The organism is Paenibacillus silvestris (assembly GCF_009882985.1).
Taxonomy (GTDB): Bacteria; Bacillota; Bacilli; order Paenibacillales; family NBRC-103111; genus Paenibacillus_E; species Paenibacillus_E silvestris.
On record NZ_WTUZ01000020.1, the window covers coordinates 156960 to 176341 of the forward strand.

At 40.2% G+C, this 19382-nt stretch carries 24 protein-coding genes; 4 read left to right on the forward strand and 20 right to left on the reverse strand.

Annotation, left to right across the window (positions count from 1 at the left end):
* Positions 1–149: 149 nt before the first annotated feature.
* Both purU and GQF01_RS16120 read right to left on the reverse strand, forming a co-directional pair.
* A complete protein-coding gene (gene purU, locus GQF01_RS16115) occupies positions 150–1049 on the reverse strand; it encodes a formyltetrahydrofolate deformylase (RefSeq protein ID WP_161407771.1) in 900 nt (299 codons plus the stop codon).
* Between the two features lie 41 nt (positions 1050–1090).
* Positions 1091–2218 (reverse strand): deoxyribonuclease IV, encoded by a 1128-nt coding sequence (locus GQF01_RS16120; RefSeq protein WP_161407772.1) that lies wholly within the window; start codon positions 2216–2218, stop codon positions 1091–1093.
* 127 nt (positions 2219–2345) lie between these two features.
* Here GQF01_RS16120 and GQF01_RS16125 point away from each other — a divergent pair, with 127 nt between their 5' ends.
* A complete protein-coding gene (locus GQF01_RS16125) occupies positions 2346–2774 on the forward strand; it encodes a DUF2621 domain-containing protein (RefSeq protein WP_161407773.1) in 429 nt (142 codons plus the stop codon).
* Positions 2775–3184: 410 nt separating this feature from the next.
* Here GQF01_RS16125 and GQF01_RS16130 read toward each other — a convergent pair whose 3' ends face one another.
* Positions 3185–3544, reverse strand: a complete 360-nt coding sequence (locus GQF01_RS16130) for a hypothetical protein (protein ID WP_161407774.1) — start codon at positions 3542–3544, stop codon at positions 3185–3187.
* 202 nt (positions 3545–3746) lie between these two features.
* Here GQF01_RS16130 and GQF01_RS16135 point away from each other — a divergent pair, with 202 nt between their 5' ends.
* The gene (locus GQF01_RS16135) at positions 3747–4115 is read left to right on the forward strand and encodes a helix-turn-helix domain-containing protein (protein ID WP_202556468.1); all 369 of its coding nucleotides are present in this window, start codon (positions 3747–3749) and stop codon (positions 4113–4115) included.
* Between the two features lie 223 nt (positions 4116–4338).
* On the opposite strand, the gene GQF01_RS16140 is transcribed toward GQF01_RS16135, so the two are convergent.
* From GQF01_RS16140 to GQF01_RS16150, 3 genes are all read right to left on the reverse strand, one after another.
* On the reverse strand, positions 4339–4845 hold the full coding sequence (locus GQF01_RS16140; RefSeq protein ID WP_161407776.1) for a tyrosine-type recombinase/integrase: 507 nt from the start codon (positions 4843–4845) through the stop codon (positions 4339–4341).
* A 407-nt stretch (positions 4846–5252) separates the two neighbouring features.
* On the reverse strand, positions 5253–5480 hold the full coding sequence (locus GQF01_RS16145; protein WP_161407777.1) for a hypothetical protein: 228 nt from the start codon (positions 5478–5480) through the stop codon (positions 5253–5255).
* A 140-nt stretch (positions 5481–5620) separates the two neighbouring features.
* A complete protein-coding gene (locus tag GQF01_RS16150; RefSeq protein ID WP_328803470.1) occupies positions 5621–6487 on the reverse strand; it encodes a metallophosphoesterase in 867 nt (288 codons plus the stop codon).
* A gap of 207 nt (positions 6488–6694) precedes the next feature.
* Between GQF01_RS16150 and GQF01_RS16155 the strand changes: the two genes are divergently transcribed.
* Positions 6695–6865 (forward strand): anti-repressor SinI family protein, encoded by a 171-nt coding sequence (locus GQF01_RS16155; RefSeq protein ID WP_161408215.1) that lies wholly within the window; start codon positions 6695–6697, stop codon positions 6863–6865.
* Between the two features lie 19 nt (positions 6866–6884).
* On the opposite strand, the gene GQF01_RS16160 is transcribed toward GQF01_RS16155, so the two are convergent.
* From GQF01_RS16160 to glmS, 4 genes are all read right to left on the reverse strand, one after another.
* Positions 6885–7226 carry a helix-turn-helix domain-containing protein gene (locus GQF01_RS16160; RefSeq protein WP_161407778.1) on the reverse strand — a complete coding sequence of 114 codons (342 nt, stop codon included), beginning with the start codon at positions 7224–7226 and terminating at the stop codon, positions 6885–6887.
* A 128-nt stretch (positions 7227–7354) separates the two neighbouring features.
* Positions 7355–7762 carry a VanZ family protein gene (locus GQF01_RS16165; protein ID WP_161407779.1) on the reverse strand — a complete coding sequence of 136 codons (408 nt, stop codon included), beginning with the start codon at positions 7760–7762 and terminating at the stop codon, positions 7355–7357.
* Positions 7746–8087, reverse strand: a complete 342-nt coding sequence (locus GQF01_RS16170) for a helix-turn-helix domain-containing protein (protein WP_127455448.1) — start codon at positions 8085–8087, stop codon at positions 7746–7748. Before GQF01_RS16170 ends, GQF01_RS16165 begins: the two co-directional genes overlap by 17 nt.
* An 8-nt stretch (positions 8088–8095) precedes the next feature.
* Entirely contained in the window at positions 8096–9898 is a 1803-nt protein-coding gene (gene glmS, locus GQF01_RS16175) for a glutamine--fructose-6-phosphate transaminase (isomerizing) (RefSeq protein ID WP_161407780.1), read from the reverse strand.
* 116 nt (positions 9899–10014) lie between these two features.
* On the opposite strand from glmS, the gene GQF01_RS16180 reads away from it, so the two are divergent.
* On the forward strand, positions 10015–10182 hold the full coding sequence (locus tag GQF01_RS16180; RefSeq protein ID WP_161407781.1) for a hypothetical protein: 168 nt from the start codon (positions 10015–10017) through the stop codon (positions 10180–10182).
* An 11-nt stretch (positions 10183–10193) separates the two neighbouring features.
* Here GQF01_RS16180 and GQF01_RS16185 read toward each other — a convergent pair whose 3' ends face one another.
* From GQF01_RS16185 to GQF01_RS16230, 10 genes are all read right to left on the reverse strand, one after another.
* Entirely contained in the window at positions 10194–11321 is a 1128-nt protein-coding gene (locus tag GQF01_RS16185; protein ID WP_161407782.1) for a DegT/DnrJ/EryC1/StrS family aminotransferase, read from the reverse strand.
* Between the two features lie 101 nt (positions 11322–11422).
* Positions 11423–12061 carry an acetyltransferase gene (locus GQF01_RS16190; RefSeq protein WP_161407783.1) on the reverse strand — a complete coding sequence of 213 codons (639 nt, stop codon included), beginning with the start codon at positions 12059–12061 and terminating at the stop codon, positions 11423–11425.
* Between the two features lie 15 nt (positions 12062–12076).
* The gene (locus GQF01_RS16195; RefSeq protein WP_161408216.1) at positions 12077–12673 is read right to left on the reverse strand and encodes a sugar transferase; all 597 of its coding nucleotides are present in this window, start codon (positions 12671–12673) and stop codon (positions 12077–12079) included.
* A 33-nt stretch (positions 12674–12706) separates the two neighbouring features.
* Positions 12707–12847: a hypothetical protein gene (locus GQF01_RS16200; RefSeq protein ID WP_161407784.1), complete on the reverse strand. Its 141-nt coding sequence runs from the start codon at positions 12845–12847 to the stop codon at positions 12707–12709.
* Between the two features lie 13 nt (positions 12848–12860).
* Positions 12861–13898, reverse strand: a complete 1038-nt coding sequence (galE, locus tag GQF01_RS16205) for a UDP-glucose 4-epimerase GalE (protein WP_161407785.1) — start codon at positions 13896–13898, stop codon at positions 12861–12863.
* Positions 13899–13946: 48 nt separating this feature from the next.
* Positions 13947–15083 (reverse strand): glycosyltransferase family 1 protein, encoded by a 1137-nt coding sequence (locus tag GQF01_RS16210; RefSeq protein ID WP_161407786.1) that lies wholly within the window; start codon positions 15081–15083, stop codon positions 13947–13949.
* Between the two features lie 29 nt (positions 15084–15112).
* The gene (locus tag GQF01_RS16215; protein WP_161407787.1) at positions 15113–16177 is read right to left on the reverse strand and encodes an EpsG family protein; all 1065 of its coding nucleotides are present in this window, start codon (positions 16175–16177) and stop codon (positions 15113–15115) included.
* Between the two features lie 14 nt (positions 16178–16191).
* Complete coding sequence (locus GQF01_RS16220; protein ID WP_161408217.1) at positions 16192–17082, reverse strand: glycosyltransferase family 2 protein; 891 nt, start codon at positions 17080–17082, stop codon at positions 16192–16194.
* A gap of 5 nt (positions 17083–17087) precedes the next feature.
* Positions 17088–18194 carry a glycosyltransferase family 1 protein gene (locus GQF01_RS16225; RefSeq protein WP_161407788.1) on the reverse strand — a complete coding sequence of 369 codons (1107 nt, stop codon included), beginning with the start codon at positions 18192–18194 and terminating at the stop codon, positions 17088–17090.
* Entirely contained in the window at positions 18179–19333 is a 1155-nt protein-coding gene (locus GQF01_RS16230) for a glycosyltransferase family 4 protein (RefSeq protein ID WP_161408218.1), read from the reverse strand. Before GQF01_RS16230 ends, GQF01_RS16225 begins: the two co-directional genes overlap by 16 nt.
* Positions 19334–19382 lie beyond the last annotated feature (49 nt).

Below are 19382 nucleotides of genomic sequence, written 5' to 3' on the forward strand. Positions count from 1 at the left end.
TTAACTTGTACATACAAGCGACTTTTCTCACTTGCATTATTGTACCATTTGCTTTGAGGCTTTGCCACAATAAACCGTTAAAACTCGTCGGAATTGCGCTCAATAGCAAAAAAGACTGTATCCTTATTGGATACAGCCTAGTTTTCCCATCAATTGAAAACAACAGTCTTATTATTATGAACAATAATGCGATCTTCCACATGCCAAGCAACTGCCCTGGCAAGAACAATGCGTTCAATATGGCGGCCGATTCGCTTCAAATCCTCTACATTATCACGGTGGCTAACCCGTTGAACGTCCTGTTCAATAATAGGTCCGCCATCTAATTCTTCCGTCACATAGTGCGCGGTAGCACCAATAATTTTCACGCCGCGGTTGTGCGCCTGGGCATACGGCTTACCGCCTACAAAGGCTGGCAAGAACGAATGATGAATATTAATGATGCGATTCGCGTAATGTTTGATGAAAGACGGCGAGACGATCTGCATGTAACGTGCCAATACAATAGCATCCACGTTGTCTCCCACTACTTCAAGCTGGCGGCGTTCCGCTTCAGCCTTTGTATCCGCTGTTACTGGAATATGGTAATACGGAATACCGAAAGGCTCTACCAGCGATTGCATGTCTGGATGATTAGAGATCACCATCGCAATATCAGCATTCAAATCGCCAGCGCGCCAATGCCAAAGAAGCTCAAGCAAAGCATGATCTTCCTTCGAGACGAAGATCGCGATGCGCTTCTTCTGACTAGCAAGTGACAAACTCCAGTCCATGGAGAACTTGTCAGCAACCGCAGAGAATGCCTCTTTCAATTGCTCAACGCGGGTTTCTAGCTGCTCCAAGTCGAACTCGATCCGGATGAAGAACATACCGCCTTCTGGATCCATCGTATACTGATCGGATTGTACGATGTTCGCGCCATATTCAAACAGAAATTGCGACACTGCCGCCACGATGCCCGGCTGATCCGGACAGGAGATCAACATTCTTGCTCTATTCGCCCATTCGCTCTCCCTGCGAGTCAGGCTGCTTGTATTTCCCCGTTCCATGTGAATCCCCCTAGTTGCTTTCTACTCCAAAGCTATCTGTCTTAAGCCTTCTTTAATATATCTTGACCAGCAAGCCAAACGATAAGACGTTGGTTAAGCTGCTCTTCACTTAGGTCGGACAACAATCTTTCTTCATGCAAAATATCATACAAGCGCTCTAGCGGCTCGCGGCCGTCTGCTTTTTTGGCTTTCGCATCGTTTTTCAAAATGTCCCAAGTTTTCAGCACGTAATCGCGGAAATGAATATCCTTTTTGCCAAACATATGGTCAATTCGCTCTACATGATCCAAGAATTCTTCGCCGAAGCGGCCTTTGAGGTTACCTGACAAGAGCGCAATCTCCGCTTCGTACATCGGACGCTGCGTTTTGTCTTCTTTTCCAATCCATGGCGTCTCTAGGATCATCGGTAAATGCTGCAGCTTCTCATGATTAGCAATATTATTCATCGCCTCAAAGCCAATCCAGCCTGAGCCCAGCGGCGCATGACGGTCTTTCGAAGCTCCGCGAGAATTTTTACTGTCGTTTAAGTGAATGACACCAAGCTTCTCTAAGCCAACGACTTTATCGAAATGATGCAGTACGCCATCCAAATCGTTAACGATATCATAACCAGCATCATGAATATGGCAGGTGTCCATACAAACTGTAAGTTTGTTGTTAAACTCCACACGCTCCATAATTTCCGCAATTTCCTCGAAGCTGCGGCCGATTTCGGTGCCTTTGCCAGCCATTGTTTCTAACGCAATATTCACATCTGTGTCCTTCACGCCGGCTAGTACTTCATTCAAACCTTCCGCGATTCGAGCAATGCCATACTCGGCATCCTTGTCCGTGTAGGCACCTGGGTGAAGAACAATATTACGCACACCGATGTATGCTGTCCGGCGAATCTCTTCTTGTAGGAAGCGAACAGCTAGTTCGAAGGTATCCTCTTTATAGGAGCCTAAGTTAATGATGTAAGGAGCATGAACAACAATTTCGTTCATTGCATGCTTGTCCATCAAAGCTTTGCCTTCTTCAATATATTGATCCTCAATCGGTTTGCGGCGCGTATTTTGTGGTGCGCCAGTGTATATCATAAATGTGGAAGAACCGTATGAAACTGCTTCTTCAGCTGCATTTAATAAGCCTTTATCTGAGAACGAAACGTGTGAGCCAATTTTGGGCATGATTCATTGCTCCTTTATTGAGTATCTATCTGCTACCCTCCTATTTTACTCGGATTGTCGCAAGAAATCTAGAAATAAGGTATAATTCTTATCATATATGACTGTTTGGTCGTGAGGTGACAAATAAATGGCTAACGATTTTTTCATGTGGTTCATTATTTTCTGGGTTTTTGTCCTGCTGTTCTTCATGTCTGTAGGCGGATTCTTCATGTTTCGCAAGTTCCTGAAGGTCCTCCCCAAAGAGGACGGAAAATCAAAGCTTGATTGGCAAAATCATTATGTCGACAACTCTCGTCATTTATGGACAGAAGACTCCAAAGCATTTCTGGATCAGCTGGTTTCTCCTGTGCCAACACCTTTTAGAGATATTGCTAAGCATTCCATCGCTGCTAGAATCGCACAAGTTGCTTTAGAGGCCAAAGCTAATGAAGTAACGAGAGATCATTGTATCGAAGGGTATATTCTGGCGACTCCGAAGCGTGATTACCGCAGCTTGACCAGCTTCCTTGAGAGGGAGCAGATCGACTATACCGCCTATAAACATTTGCTTCAGTAGAAATGAAGAAGCCACCCCTTTGAATCTAGGGATGGCTTTATTTATTAAGACAGCTGTCAAACGTACTCATTGTCATGCCTCCTGTGTAGCAAATAAAAATGCGGAGGCTTCATAACCCGAGTAACAAATCTGTGAATCCTCGGACAACTCAGCACTTAATTTCGCCAATCGCTCATTAGCGCAGTCCTTGCAGTGACACAGTGGGATGGTGGTCTTATAATACCCAGTTTTGAATATTTTCTCCGCATTGTTTCTGGACATCACAGATTCGCATTTCACGCAATACACCATATCTAAGTTAAACATAAATCTCTCCCCTTTACTGAATCGTACTGTCGTTTATTGTTACATTATGTATATATAAATGATTATAAGATACATTTCGTAACTTAACAAGGGGTTTCTTCCTATTAACACATATAATTGACAATTACGTCATCGTAATATCGGTCAGTATCATAGCTTTTAGTTAGCCTAGCGAATTCCTTATTATGTAAAGTTGCAAGTTGATTTATTTCATAAAGCAATTCGAATTCTACGTAATTATTCGGTTGAATTGCCGCTTTATACAAATAAATATCTTTGTTCTTACTCACAAGGTCAATGCAGCCCTCGCAATGGAACGTTCGATTCGCAACGATAAACTCAAAACCATAGATAATTTCGTTGTCGGTAGGTAAAATCAATGAGCTTTCGAAAGTAAATTGAGACTTCTCTAACTCCAAAATATCAATCATGGCATATTTCGTATGAATATTTCTCGCATACATTTGAACAATTGTTAATTTACCTTCTAAAGGGGAAGTAAGTGTTAATTTGCTTCTTTTTCCGATCGTCAAAGCCTTCACACCACCTTAATACATATTGTATCTAGTCAAATGAATCTTTGCTTTGTTATAATGGTTTTCTGGTATATTTGGTTAAACACAGTGGATATAATGGTAGAAAAATAAACAGTGAGGAATGATCAAGCTGAAGTATGGAGACCGCATTGCCCACTTACGTGAAAAGAGAGGACTAACCCAAGAAGAATTATCCATTAAAATTGGAATATCTAGGGCATCCCTTTCTCACTATGAAACAAGTCGCCGTGAGCCCGATTACGAAACCATTAATAAGATAGCGAATTTTTTTAATGTTTCCATCGACTATTTGCTTGGACGCACGAACCTTCAGCAAACTGTTCTTGATAACGATGTACGGGACTTTGTAGAAAATCTTGATTTAACAGATGAAAATATTTTGCAAAAGTTTTCATTGACCGTTGATGGCAGAAAGCTTTCACCTGATGAAGCAAAACGGTTTATTGCCTTTGTAAGGGCTGAGCGTTCGTTGGAGTAGTTGATTGTAAAGCACATTGTACGTTATGAGCCTGAAATTTCTGTTTGTCGATGCCAATATAGAGAAGAATCTGATGAATATCGATTGAAATCTTAAGTTCTTGATTCATATGCGGACCTACTCCCAACGCTCAGCTTTTCTTAAAAAGTAAAAAAACATGACGATATCTTTTGTGATACGATATGTATCCCATGCGAGACGGATCGGCGAGGATCGCCTATTTCTACTTATTTACACCGATATACTTCAATGTTACAGATGGGGCGGATTGATTAAACAAATCTCTAAGCACAGAGACATTTTTCGTTTTTAAATAGTAATGATAGCCATATGTTTTACGGAGTGTGTGCGTGCCGATATCTGTTAATCCTACCTGCTTCGCTGCTTGATTTAAAATGCGATAGACTCGAATTCTTTTGATAGGATTACCAGTTCGCTGTGACGGAAATAAGTAATTATCCTCGTCCATATATTGAATATACTCCTTGATGAATGCCTTAAGCTGTGCAGAGAGCTGGAACGTCTTGAGTTTACCCGTTTTCTCCTCCCGAACACTTACCACACTTCGATCCCTCACATCCTTTACTTTCAGTGAAAGAAGATCGCTGAGATGGAGTCCGGAATTAATCCCGATTGTGAAGAGAAGCCAGTCCCGAATCGATTGCTCTTTTAAAACCTCTTGTAATTGTTCAATTTTCTCTTGATCTCTTATCGGTTGAACAACTTGCATGGATAGCACCTCACATGACTATAATCAAAATTCACTGTATGTATCTATTTTTTGCTATTGCATATGAACTCAAATTATTATTAATCTATCAATCCTCCTAATTATTGTATGTTACATATTGTATCACAAATTTGATAAATGATCTATGCCTTTTCCTGTTCTCAAAACTCATTATCTACGGTATAATTCTTAATAAAGAACGTTTTCATGCTTTAACAAATCATGGAGGGAGGCCACGGACATTGTTAAAAGTTGCTAGGTTCCTATTTATCGTTCTCATTTTCAGTGCAATTACGTTTCCTGTATCAGCTTATGCTTCGGGTCATGAGTCAGGAAATTCTCAGAAAAATAATTTTCTATCACAACTTACTTCTTTGTTTAATCTGAGTAAATTATGGAGTTCAAGTTCAAACCAGAACAATAATAACAGTAGTAACAACAATAACAGCAATAATAACAGCAGCAATAACAATCATAACAATAATAACAATAACAATAACAATAACAATAACAATAACAACAATCATAATAATAATAACAATCATAATAACAATAATAATAATAATAATAATAACAATAACAATAATAATAATAATAATAATAATAATAATAATAACCACAACAACAACAATCACAACGACTGGGATGATATCGACTGGGACGACATTGATTGGGATGATAATGATTGTCTAGATTCATACGATATTTGGAAAAAGTGGTTCTGCTATTAACGAATAAAAGCTCCGTCAGCATCAGCTGGCGGAGCTTTTATTCGTTATGGCTGCTTTGCGTCTAAAACAAACACCGTAATTTCAGGCCGACAGTTGAACCTTATGGGAAACAATGTTGTTCCTATTCCACGATTTGTGTAAACGTGAAACTCACTTTTCTCGAAGGCATAAAGTCCTACCTGGTATTTTTGTCCTAGGTCCGGTGTAAACAGGCTCCCGTAAAAAGGAATCCGAATTTGTCCGCCATGACTATGCCCAGAGAGCTGCAAGTCAACAGAAAATTTCATAGCGGTATCAGCGAAATCCGGCTCGTGTGCAAGCAGAAGCACGAACTCATCTGCCTCTGTCCCCTTTAAGGCGAGAGGCAGATCTGGTTTACCATGGAACATTTCATCTATTCCGACTACCCATAAACGGCTATTTCCTCGTTCAATCGACTTGTTTGCATTAACTAGCACAGTAAAGCCGGAGCGCTCAAGCACACTCCTTACTCCACTGGGATCCAGACGCATATCATGATTGCCTAGAACCGCATATTTCCCTAATTTGGCTTGAAGCCGCGATAGAATGGGGATCACATCATCACTTAATTCACCATAGTTAGAATCAAATAAGTCTCCTGTAAAACAAATCAAATCAGGCTTTTGCCTCTGAACCAGCTTGACCACTCGAGCCAATTGTTCCAAGCTGTAATACTTGCCGAGATGTGTGTCACTGAATTGAACAATTCGTGTGCCTGCAAATGCTGCCGGGTATCGGCGGTACGCAAGTTGAATCGTTTTCAACTGAATCCAATAACGCTCTCCGAAAATGCCATATATACCGCTTGCTCCCGTAAGCATCGCCAGAGATCCAATAGCAGACATACTAAGCTTGAGAAACGTCCTGCGATCTATACGTCTATTGATCACTATATGTCCCCCTTCTTCACGAGTATCTCTAGGTCTAATTACGGAGGCTAATGCGGAATTTGTCGAGGTAAGTCACATAAGCGCCGATACAATTTGTATAATTTTAATATGAACGGGATTGATTTCACAGAAAAAACGTGCGATAATAAATTACCAGATACGATTTGTATCACAAAGAATGCTTTGGAGGGGTCACTTGTGAATCAGATGCATCAGACGAATTTGGAAGAACTTGACACGGAGTGGATAGATCTTATTATGAGTGCTCGTAAGATGGGTTTTACGATGGATGAAATTCGCGCATTCCTAAGAAGCCCTTTCCAAACGACTCAAAAGTCACAAAATTCAACTGAAAATGACCCTTGTATGTCCCCATAGAGCTGCAGGGTTATCTGGCTTATTCGTCGTTTGGTCGCTTCATTCTCCATTTGTTAAAATCCAGAAATTCACGAAACTGCTGCTTATCTACCCCAGATGTCATAGCTTCTTTAATAATGTCATACCATTCCTGATCGAGCTGAGGCCCATCCTGCGCTGTCTCATCCTGTTCATCAATTAATCTCTCGACGGGTACTTTTAATACAGCTGCAATCTTCTCAAGAAACTGAATAGAAGGATTCTTCTGAATATCCCGCTCCAAGCTGCTAATATATGATTTAGCAACCCCTGCACGTTCAGCAAGTTCTGTCAACGACAGACCCTTCTCTTTCCTCAATTGTTGAACACGTTTTCCAATCATTTCGTATCTTCCCTTATCTTAAAGTGATGGGTGCTCATGTAATTATATCAGAATTCCCTGCAAAGAACAAATATGTATCTTATTAAGAACAAAAAAAGCCCCAAGGGGGCTTTTAAGCCTTGCATGGATCATCTACTAGTTAGCCACACCATAACTCTTAGAAATAATAACGCTGAAAAAGAATCTAACATCACATCTTGAAGTGAAGCTGATCTTCCTGGTACATAAGCCTGATAACATTCATCTATAGCAGCAGTCAGTGTCGTGCAAATCCATGGTAACCAACTCGTTCGCCTTCGGAATGCCAGGTAGAAAAAAATACTTAGCATGCCAAACATAAGAACATGTGCAGCCTTACGGATAACGGCATTGGTTGCATAGGCATGCTGTTCATCGACACCTATTAGGTGCTGAACGATGACTTTGGTATGCTCACTTGTAAAAACCTGAAGAGAAGTGATTAGAAATAGGGCACCTAAGCCAACAGCTAGTAGGCACCACCAGATCATCATCTTCGCCCTAGTTAACTTTATCATTGTGCCATTTCATAAACTCTATCAAAATTTTCAGTTCATGTATGCGTTCCTTGGCAATGCCTGATTGTTTCAAGTCTGCAATAAAGTCCATCCATTCCTGATCCAGTTGATGATTGGTTCCCGTATCTTCGGTAATTTTCAGCAAGAGCTTAAGATCAACATTAAGAACCTCTGCGATTTTTTCTATGACATGAATCGAAGGGTTTTGTTTGAGATTTCTTTCGATATTGCTTAAATAGGATTTGGAAATACCTGTCCGCTCTGAAAGCTCAGACAACGTATACCCCCTTTGCTTACGAATACTTGAAATATTTTGACCGATCATGGTTATCATCACTCCACGGTGACACTTTTGGCAAGATTTCTTGGCTTGTCAACATCACAACCTCGATACACGGCTGCATAATAAGCAATTAATTGTAACGGAATAACTGAAACCAGCGGGGTAAGATGCTCATGAATAGCAGGCAGAACGATTTGATCGTTCTTTTCCTCCATCCCCTCCATGCTAATCATACAAACATGGGCACCGCGTGCTAGAACCTCCTGGACGTTGCTTCTAATATTTCCCTTGATAGGAGACTGGGTTAGGAGTGCAATAACAGGAGTTCCCTCTTCAATTAAGGCAATCGTCCCATGCTTCAGCTCTCCACCTGCAAAACCTTCCGCTTGGATATACGAAATCTCCTTAAGCTTTAACGCGCCTTCAAGACAGGCATAGTAATCAATGCTTCGTCCTATAAAAAAGCAGGTACGTGACGCGTTCAAATACTTCCAAACATTCTCCTCCATCATCTCCTTCTTGTTAATCATAATTTCCATGGCATTCGCGGCAAGACTTAACTCGTGGAAGGGGTTGATATCATGCTGGATCCCTTTTGCACGTGCACAATCGAATGCAAGTATCGCTAATACAGCAATTTGTGCTGTATAGGCTTTTGTTGATGCTACCGCGATCTCGGGTCCGGCATGTGTGAGTAATGTAAAATTCGCTTCACGCGATAAAGTGGAACCTGGTACATTGGTAATCGTCAATGAGGGATAGCCCAGCTGCTTAATGGCTACTAATACTCCTCTGCTATCCGCAGTTTCTCCACTTTGAGAAATGAAGATAAAGAGCGGATTCGTGGACAGGATGGGTCTGTTATACAAAAATTCACTCGCGATATGAGTTTCAACGGGGATCTCGGCTATTTTCTCAAGCAGCTGTTTACCAACCAATCCAGCATGATAACTTGTTCCGCAAGCAATGATATAGATACGATCCGCTTCTTTCACGCTGTCGCGAATGTTAGGATCGATGATCAAATCTCCATTACCATCTTGATATTTAGAAACGATTTTACGAATGACGAAGGGCTGTTCATCAATTTCTTTCAGCATATAATGGGGGTAGAGCCCTTTCTCGATATCGCTAGCATCAAGTTTTACTTGAAAAGGCCTCCTCTGAATGACTTCTCCGTTCAAATTCTTAATCATTTTTGAATGTTGGCGAAGAATAACCATCTCCTCATCCATTAATTCCACGAACTGATTCGTTAGCTGCAGCATCGCCATAGCATCACTTGCGATAACGTGGAAGTCTTGGCCTAATCCAATGAGCAAGGGGCTCTTATTTTTACCCACATAAATCGTATGGATGTCTTCGTTATCTACTAAAGCGACTGCGTAAGAACCTTTGATGGCCAAGAGCAATTGTCCAAAAGCTTCCTCAACCGCTAATCCGCTTTGCACCAATTTCTCCATCAGCTGCACAATAACTTCAGTGTCCGTGTCGCTTGAGAACGGTACTTCAGAAAGATCATGCTGCTTAATTTCTTCGAAATTCTCAATAACCCCATTATGTACAATTGTAAAACGGCCGCTGTTACTTTGGTGCGGATGCGCATTTCTGCGGCTAGGTTTGCCATGTGTTGCCCACCGGGTATGACCAATGCCAACTTGTGCTGTCTCTTGATGATCGATGACGTCGCTAAGTGCCGCGATCCGTCCCTGTTCTTTGTAAACATGTGTACCTCTTTCATTCAATAAAGCTATTCCGGAAGAATCGTACCCTCTGTATTCCAGTTTTTCTAATCCTTTAATTAAGATTGCTTTCGCGTCCTGATTACCGATATATCCTACAATTCCACACATTTTAAATCTCCTTTGAAATAAAATTCTTAATAAAGAACGATCGAGGAATAATTAACTATTCCTTGCATACATTATCTAACTCCCTCATAAGTTTTTACAAAGGGAGGGATTATGTCATGTATTCACTTTCGACGAGTGTATGGAAAAAGGCGCAGCGTACTTACCATAAGGTTCTGCATGCATACAATTCTATACTCTATAGAGACTGCCTTGACGTAGAAATGAAGGAAGCTTTGTTTGAAAAGATGCAGCATCATAGGCAGAAAATGCATGAAGGCGCTTAAACATGCAAGTATTAAACACTAATGCTTTTCGCCTTAATCAATGACTCCTGGATGCACTCGATAACTCGCATTTGATCGTCTTCCGACATGCTGGATCCGGATGGTAGACAAAGTCCCATTTTAAACAATTGCTCAGATATATTCTCGTTATCGCTATGAGGGTAGAACTTATCCCCTTCGAATAAAGGCTGCATATGTAGTGGCTTCCAAACTGGACGAGCCTCGATATTTTGTTCCGCTAATGCACTGAGTAGAGCCTCAACCGATATGCCAGCTTCCCTCTCGTCCAAAGTTAACGCTGTAAGCCAACGATTCGAACGCGTTTCCGGCAACTCAGGCATAAACGTGATGCCCGGAACATGGGCCAACTCTTGAACATACTTGTTGAAAATTGCTCTTCTAGCGCTAACTCTCTCTTCCAACACCTCTAACTGAGCTCTCCCGATCCCTGCCAATACATTACTCATCCGATAATTATAGCCCATCTGGCTATGTTGATAGTGTGCCGCATAGTCGCGTGCTTGAGTTGCCAGGAAACGAGCTTTATTCAGCTCCTCGCCCTCATTAGATACCAGCATCCCCCCGCCTGAAGTCGAAATAATCTTATTCCCATTAAAGGAATAGATGCCAAACTTGCCAAATGACCCGCTCGCTTTCCCTTTGTAGGTGGAGCCTAATGATTCAGCCGCATCCTCAATGATGGGGATATTAAACTTCTGACAAATCGCCACGATTTCGTCCATCTTTGCACTTTGACCATAGAGATTAACGACAATGACTGCTTTAGGCAATTTCTTATCCTGGATGGCATCATACAAGGCATGCTCTAACGCTTGAGGGGACATGTTCCAAGTTTCCGGCTCTGAATCAATAAAAACCGGTGAAGCCCCCAAATAAACAATTGGATTCGCACTTGCAACAAATGTGAGACTTGAACAAAAAACAATATCTCCAGATTTAACATCCAATAGTCGCAGCGCCAAATGGATGGCCGCCGTTCCCGAGCTGACTGCAGCCGCGTCGTTTACACCCACGTATGACGCAAGCTCTTTCTCAAAGGCATCGACATGCGGGCCTAGCGGAGCGATCCAATTCGTATCGAAAGCATCTTGAATATACGTCATTTCATTCCCGCTCATGTGCGGAGGGGAAAGATATATTCTCTTTTTATTCGTGAACACTTGTTAAGCCACTTCCTTTACATAGGTTCTTGAGACGAAAAAAAGCGCCTTGGGCGCTGTCAGGCAAACTTTCTGCTGCTGATAATTTTGGCTGGGGTTCCTACTGCTGTACTATTCGCCCTAATATCACTAATGACTGTGGCACCCGCTCCGATAATCGCCCATTCTCCGATGCTTCTCCCAGGAATGACGGTAGCTCCCGCTCCGATCATAGTTCCTTCTTTTACAATCACGGAGCCAGTAAGTGTAGCCTTAGGAGCAATGTGGACATAGTCTCCAATGTGATTGTCATGCTCCACGATTGCACCTGAGTTGATAATCACATGATCACCAACGACTGTATCTGCACTGACAATGGTATTAGCCATAATAACCGTCCCACTCCCAATAGCAGCGCTTGGACTGACAATCGCAGAATAGTGAACGAGTGAAATATAGTTCTCCTTGGCTAGGCCAAGCTTCGTCGCAATCGACTTGCGAACCGCGTTATTCCCTATCGCAATCACAAATTTAAGATGATTCATGCGATTCAATAAAAGAGGTGCGGAAGAAGTCGGTCCTATGTACAACTCATTATTTAGAGTTAACTCATCATACTTGTCATCCAATATGGCGATGATCTTCGCATCACTTTTTGAATGAATCAAGTCCCTTATGACCTTACTGTGGCCACCCTCACCAATAACGACTAAATCCAACCTGTACCAAACCTTTCATGATAGATTTGATCCGGAGAATTTCTCCATGGTCACATGATTGCCGTGGCTGATCCCATCCGACTTGATCACTTTAACAAAAGTTAAAGCTAGAATTTTGAAATCGAGGAGGATGCTTTGATTTTCCACATACCATACATCGAGCCTGAACTTCTCTTCCCAAGAGATTGCATTTCTACCGTTAACTTGAGCCCAACCCGTAATGCCAGGACGCACTTGATGGCGCTTGGCCTGCTCTTCCGTGTATAGTGTCAAATAATCCATTAACAATGGCCTCGGCCCTACTAAACTTAGGTCTCCCTTAATGACATTCACCAACTGGAGCAATTCATCAAGGCTATATTTTCTAAGAAATTCCCCAAAGGACGTTAATCTGATCGAGTCGGGCAATAAATTCCCTTCACTGTCCCTTGCATCTGTCATGGTTCGAAACTTATAAATATTAATAGGCTTGCCGTGCAATCCCGGCCTCAGCTGCGTGAAGATAATCGGAGATCCTAACTTTACTCTAACCAAAATGGCGACAATTCCGATAACCGGCGAAAAGAGTAGTAATAAAGGAATTGAGATTAGTAAATCGCAGAATCGCTTCATCAATGATCATGCTCCTAAAATCTTATTGTGGCATTACCTTAACGCCAGAATGATTTGTTGTTTTATTTCTTCTACTAATTCTTTTGCACTCATATGTTCTTCTTCGTTGCCAATTTTGTAGGCATTAATAAGGATCTCTTTTACCTGTTGTTGCGTTAACTCGGAAATATTCATGATTTGACCTCTCCTAAAATATTTCTAATGCTTTCTCTTCTACACGGTAACCATTCGGGTTATTTGATTGCCACCGCCATGCGTCTATACACATCTCTTCGATTCCTTTTTCTGCAATCCAGCCCAGTTCACGCTCTGCCTTGGATGCGTCCGCGTAACATATCCCAATGTCGCCTGGTCTCCGATCTGTAATCCGATACGGAATGTGTTTTCCAGTAACTCGTTCGAAGGCAGTGACCATTTCCAGCACACTGTATCCTCGTCCAGTTCCAAGATTGTACGCTTCTATTCCTGTAGTTGTGATCACTTTCTCTAACGCCTTCAAGTGTCCCCATGCCAAGTCGACCACATGAATATAGTCCCTTACCCCTGTGCCATCCAAGGTAGAATAGTCGTTGCCAAATACGCTTAGTTCCGCCAACCTCCCAACCGCCACTTGTGAAATAAAAGGCATTAAATTGTTAGGCCTACCATTCGGATCCTCTCCGATTAGTCCGCTCTTATGAGCTCCAATTGGATTAAAATAACGCAAAAGCGCAATGCTCCAATCTTTATTGGAGAGGTATAAATCATTCAAAATTTCTTCAATCATTAGTTTCGTTCGACCATAAGGATTGGTTGCACTTAGCGGTAAGTTTTCAGAGATAGGCACATGTTCCTGCATGCCATACACGGTTGCTGATGAACTGAATACGATTTTGTTCACCCCGTACTTCCTCATAACCTCACATAATATGAGTGTGCCCGTGATGTTATTCTGGTAATAAAAAAGAGGAATCTCAACGGATTCCCCAACTGCCTTAAGCCCGGCAAAATGAATGACGGCTTCAATTTTATTTTCTGCAAAAACACGATCCAGTTCTGTTTGATCTAAGAGGTCAACTTGATAGAATTTGAAGTCTCTACCCGTCAGTTCCCTTACTCGTCTTAAAGACTCTAGACTGCTGTTGCTTAAGTTATCAACCACGACAATTTCATGCCCTGCATGCAGTAATTCAACGCAGGTATGACTGCCGATATAGCCGGCTCCACCGGTTATGAGTATTGGCATGTACACTCATCCTCCAAAATTAATTCGTATAGGTCTCTATTCCATGAATCAAATTACTCCATAAACGGACATCCACTCCTCAATATTTTGTTGAATATCATAACCTGATTTAGAGAAGTTGCTCATGATTTGCTGATCGTCTGGTCTTATTTGCATGAAAGACTTCTCGATTTCTTTAATCCATATTTCAATATGTTCTTCTAAACTAATAAATGATATTAATCCTAAACCTAAATCGGTTGATCTTGATACTACATCTGAGGCAATACAGGGTGTACCCGAAGCTTGTGCTTCTAATGCAACAATACCAAAGCCCTCAAATAAAGAAGGAAATAAGAATACATCAAACGTTCGCATTAGGCTAGGGATATCCTGTCGCACTCCTACGAAACGTATATGTTCAAAGATCCCCAGTCGTCTAGCTTCATCCTTGACATCCTGTAAACAAGGACCATCACCCACTAAAATAGCCATTACATCTTTACCATCATCTAGCATCTGCTTTAAAATCATTAGCAGGAATTTTTGATTTTTTGATTGAGAAAACCTGCCAACGTGACCTAAAATTTTGGTATCAGACGCGATGTCTAACTCTTGTCTAATATTCGAGTTATCGCTTGTAGACTTAGTAAATTGGGATATATCTATACCGTTTTTTAAAAGAAGAAACTTATTTTTTTCAATCCATGACTCACCAAAAAGAAAACGCGCTGCATCTTTACTACACGCACAATAATCGGTTGCAGCATATTTAATTAAAGCTTGCAAAGTTTTCAACACAATCTTTCCCTTAAATCCACTTCCTTTTCCCCAATTATTACTATGAGAATGACAAATTCTTTTATGTATTCCAGCTCTTTTAGCTGCAAACGCGGCAAATCCAGTCTGATAATCAGTATGTGCATGCACAGCTGTGTAGTTCGTTTGTAACATGATCCTTTTTAATTCGTTTATGTATCCTAATGGTCCTAATTGCCCTAGACTCTTAATACGGAACACTCTACCACCAAGTAAATTAATTTCATCATCATAGTCGCATTTCTCATCTAGGTGAGAAACATAATCAAATTGAATTTTTGATCTGTCCAGGTTACGATGAACATTCATTAATAATGTTTCAGCTCCACCACGCTTCATAGCACTAACAATGTGCAGAACTCTTCGAGGGGTTGTTGACTTGTTCATATATACACCCTTTTTTCGGATATAATGAGTTAAAAAGATAAGTAATCACTAAGATAGTTTAGATTAAGACTTATAACATTTTCATAGTATGAATAAGCTAAATAACAAATCAATAGAACATAATAAATGAGTTTCTGCTCCCTTTTAACAAAAAGGTGTACAACCCAAGACAGAATTATGACATTATACAAACCAAAATAAATAATAAATCTTGCGAATATCCAGTTTTGAAGCGATATAATCATAAAAATTGAACCCAATAGGGCCATATTAACAATATAGTCACTTTTCGGAAATAGCTCTCTAAGCTTTTTCCTCCCAAAATATGCTACGAGAAGCGGAGCTGTTTGAACAACTACCCTAATAATATTAGCTCCACCTTCTTGGAAATCTTGATATTGACCGTAGTCGCCAACAGATTCAAATATCACACTAGATATTTGATTGTAACCAATCGCTGCAAATATAGCTGCTGCAAGTAATAACATTGTAGTCTTCGTCCAGGCTTTCCTTCTAACAATAAAATATATAGGAATTAATATTAAAGCACTTTGATGGATACTAGATGCTAATAATACTAGAAGCATATATCTTTTCCAATTACCCTCCATGAGGTACTTGGTACCAGCGAATAGAATAGCTCCGGCAAGAAATTGCCTCATTCCATTCATAGAGATGATGTACAGCCCTGATGTAATGTAAGTGTATATACTTAACTCGAAAAGTTTTGAATATCGGTATAGAACCATAACGATAAGAGCATTCGTAAGCAAAGCAGTGGTAAATATAAGAATCTGCGGATCGGGTGTAATTTTATTTAATAACAGTTGCAGGAAGATAAAACCCTTTTCTTTAGCTGATGAAATATGCTCCCAAGTGTATGTCGGAACATTTGTATAGGTGAGCTTATAGAAGTAGGTGTCACCAATATTCTTTCGGAGTCCCGATACTAAAATTAATAGGCAAGCCACAAAAAAGGCGATTATTTTATTAGGTTTTACCAAAGAACTACCCATTGTCGTAGACAAAGGAAATACCCTTGAAACTAATGATAAGGAATATACTAAGGCCAAATTAATCCATATTAGGGTCACTGGAATCTCCCTTCTCAATACTTTAACAATCTAGTTTTCCTTAAAATATACAGATAAAGAATGAATCCAATCGGGCTTGCCAAAATAGTCAAGCCTTTATACGGTGTTTCTCGTATAAACATTTGATTCTTTGAAATTAAGCTGCTTGAAACATAATGAATTGCTTGTTTGAATTTAAAAAAAAGATTTGCGTATGGCAGCTTCATCAATTCTTTGCGAAAGAATGCAAAGCCTTTAGGATTACTTCTGTACTGCTTAAACATATTCATAGAAGATCCGTCAGGCAGGTATTCAACATAGCAAAGAACCTCATTCATTAGAAGCATTTCATACTCTCGATCAAGCATATAGTATTTATAAGCTAAACCAACATACTTTTCACCGTGAAAGATGGGATATGGATATTTCTTAGTTAATTCACTTCGATAAACAAGCTTTTTATCACCGGTAACATTATGTCTATTGTAAAGTTCAAAAAGCGTTGAGCTCTTAAGGGACTCTGGCAGCTTAGAACCAATAATGCGTTTGTCTACATATGCATCCAAACCAATTATTCCACTTACACTGTCCCTCCCGTTTGCTCTCCAATAAGTGATTATTTTTTCTACAGCGTCATAAGGCATGTAGTCATCAGAATCGATACAAACATTCAGTTCTGTATCAATCAACTCATATGCTGTGTTATGGGCACCATGCATCCCTTGGTTTTCCTGCTTATGATACCTTATGGGGATTATGTTCTCGTTGATCCACCCCTCAACTAATTCCTTCGTTTGATCAGTAGAACCATCATCAATAATTAACCAAACAAACTCTTTGGAAGACTGACTTTTAAGACTTTCATAACAATTTCCAAGACAGTAAGCTCTATTGAAAGTAGGAGTAAAAACCGTTAGAAGATTCAAATCATTCACCTCGATTGTAGATAAAACTCTTGCGTCCATTTTGCAGAATGTCGAATATCATAGCCCTTTTGAAATAAAATCGAAGCTGATGTTTCCCTATGCCTATTTCTTGCAGCGATATCCCTAATTTTTTCCACCCATATCGCCTGATCGAATAATGAAGAATACTCAATTAAATGAACTCCTAGATCCACTTCTTTTGTAACAACATCTGAAATCACACAAGGAAGCCCCGCACCTTGTGCCTCAATTAATGTTACTGGCAAGCCCTCATAAATGGATGGGAATACAAATACATCGTATGCTTGGAGTAAACGATTAATATCATTTCGTACTCCCAGTAATTTCACTCTATTTTCTAAATTTAATTTTTTCACTTTCATTTCGATGTCAGAACGCAAAGGGCCGTCCCCAGCTAACACAAGGACGGAATTAGGAATTAATTTCGAAAATTCATAAAAGATATCTAAGAGAAAGGTATGATTTTTAGGATGACAAAATCTTCCTACATGTCCTACTACAACATCTTCCGTCTGAAGATTTAACTCCTCTCTTACCTGCTCTCTAACCTCTGATGAAAAGAGAAACTTTTCACATTCAATACCATTTTTTAATATATCAGCTTTATCAGCCTCTTTTTTAAAAAGCCATTTTGCCGCATTTTTGGAGCAAGCCAATAAATGCGTTGCATTAGAAATGATGCTTTTTCCTGCGTACATCTTATACATTCTTTTTAAAAAGCTACCTTCATTGTTTGTGCTATGGCTGTGAGCAATTCGTACAGGGACGCCTGCCCTCTTAGCTGATCGCAATACAAATCCGCTCATTTTATCCATGTGTGAGTGAACAATTTTATATTCGGAGTGGTCCAAAAAGAACTTATTTAATGCGTTGATGTAGGCAAAATGACCAACGTCTGAAACATAAGGAATGCGGTGAATTCTCCCGCCCATCTCAATGATTTCTGCATCGAACTCCCCTTCCTTACAGGTTAAAAAATCAAATTGGATCATAGTGCGATCTATGTTTCGATACAAGTTCATGATTAATACTTCTGCACCACCGCGGTTCATATTCACGACTGCATGTAATACTCTTACTGGACCGCCCATATGACCTTCTCCTCTTCTTCCATATACCTGGAATAAATTCTACTCTTCTCGTCAAGTATCTTATCAATAGCGTATTTTTTTTCAATGATGTTCCGCCCTGACGTTCCGAGCTTATTCTTCAAGTTATGATTGCTGGCCAGTAATTTTATCTTCTCCGACATTGTTTCTTTTTCATTCAATGCTATGATCCAACCATTTTCTTGATTATGTACTAGCTCTCTATGACCTCTATTGTCAGTAGCCACTATCGGAAGTCCACAAGCCATAGCCTCCATAATATTGACTGGCAATCCTTCTCTTAAACTTGATGCAAGGGCTATATCACAAAAGGGCAATATGTTATCAAGATCATGACGATACCCTAAAAAATCAACCTTGTCAGCTATGTCTAACTCTCTCGCAAGCTTTTGGCATTGCTCCAGCTGAGGACCAACTCCTGCTAGTAAAAGCCTTGCGTGAGGAACCACATCCTTAATTAGCGCAAATTCATTTAAGAGCATCTTTTGATTTTTATTATTGTTAAATTCGGCAGCGTAAAACATCAAGAAGTGTTCTGGGCTATAACCCTGTTTCATTCTTGATTCTCGTTTATAGTTATCATCAGCAGGTTTAAAACGTTCTGTATTGACACCTACTCCATGAACGTGTTCTATTCTTTTGGCTTTAAAACGATGATCGATGGCCAGTTTATAATCTTCCCCATTAATGGTTATAAGACAATCTGTATAGTGCGAAAGAACTTTTTCAAGTGGGTAATAGAGTAGCCAATTTAAAAAAGGAGCCCCCTTAAAAAAGTGAAATCCATGAGCTGTGTAGATTACTTTAGTTCCGTATTTTCTTGCGCTGCGTGCTGCTAAACGAGCAAGCAATCCGCCCATAGGGGTATGACAATGGATGATCTCATAGTTATTTGTATCTATAATAGATTTTAATTGAGAGTAAGCCTTCATATTTTTCAACGAATATGGTGACCTTTGAATGGGAATATCGAATTTCTCATCTACAAAGGGGAGTTCTATATTCCCACTTGCTGCAACATGAACTTCCCATCCTTGCTCCTTAAACCAACTCATATACGGTAAATGAAATGCTTTAAAATGATAATCAACCGTCGCACAAAATAGTACTTTTTTTTGCATCTTTTGCATCTTTCTTTCTCCATTAACACGGAAAGATATTTTTTATGAT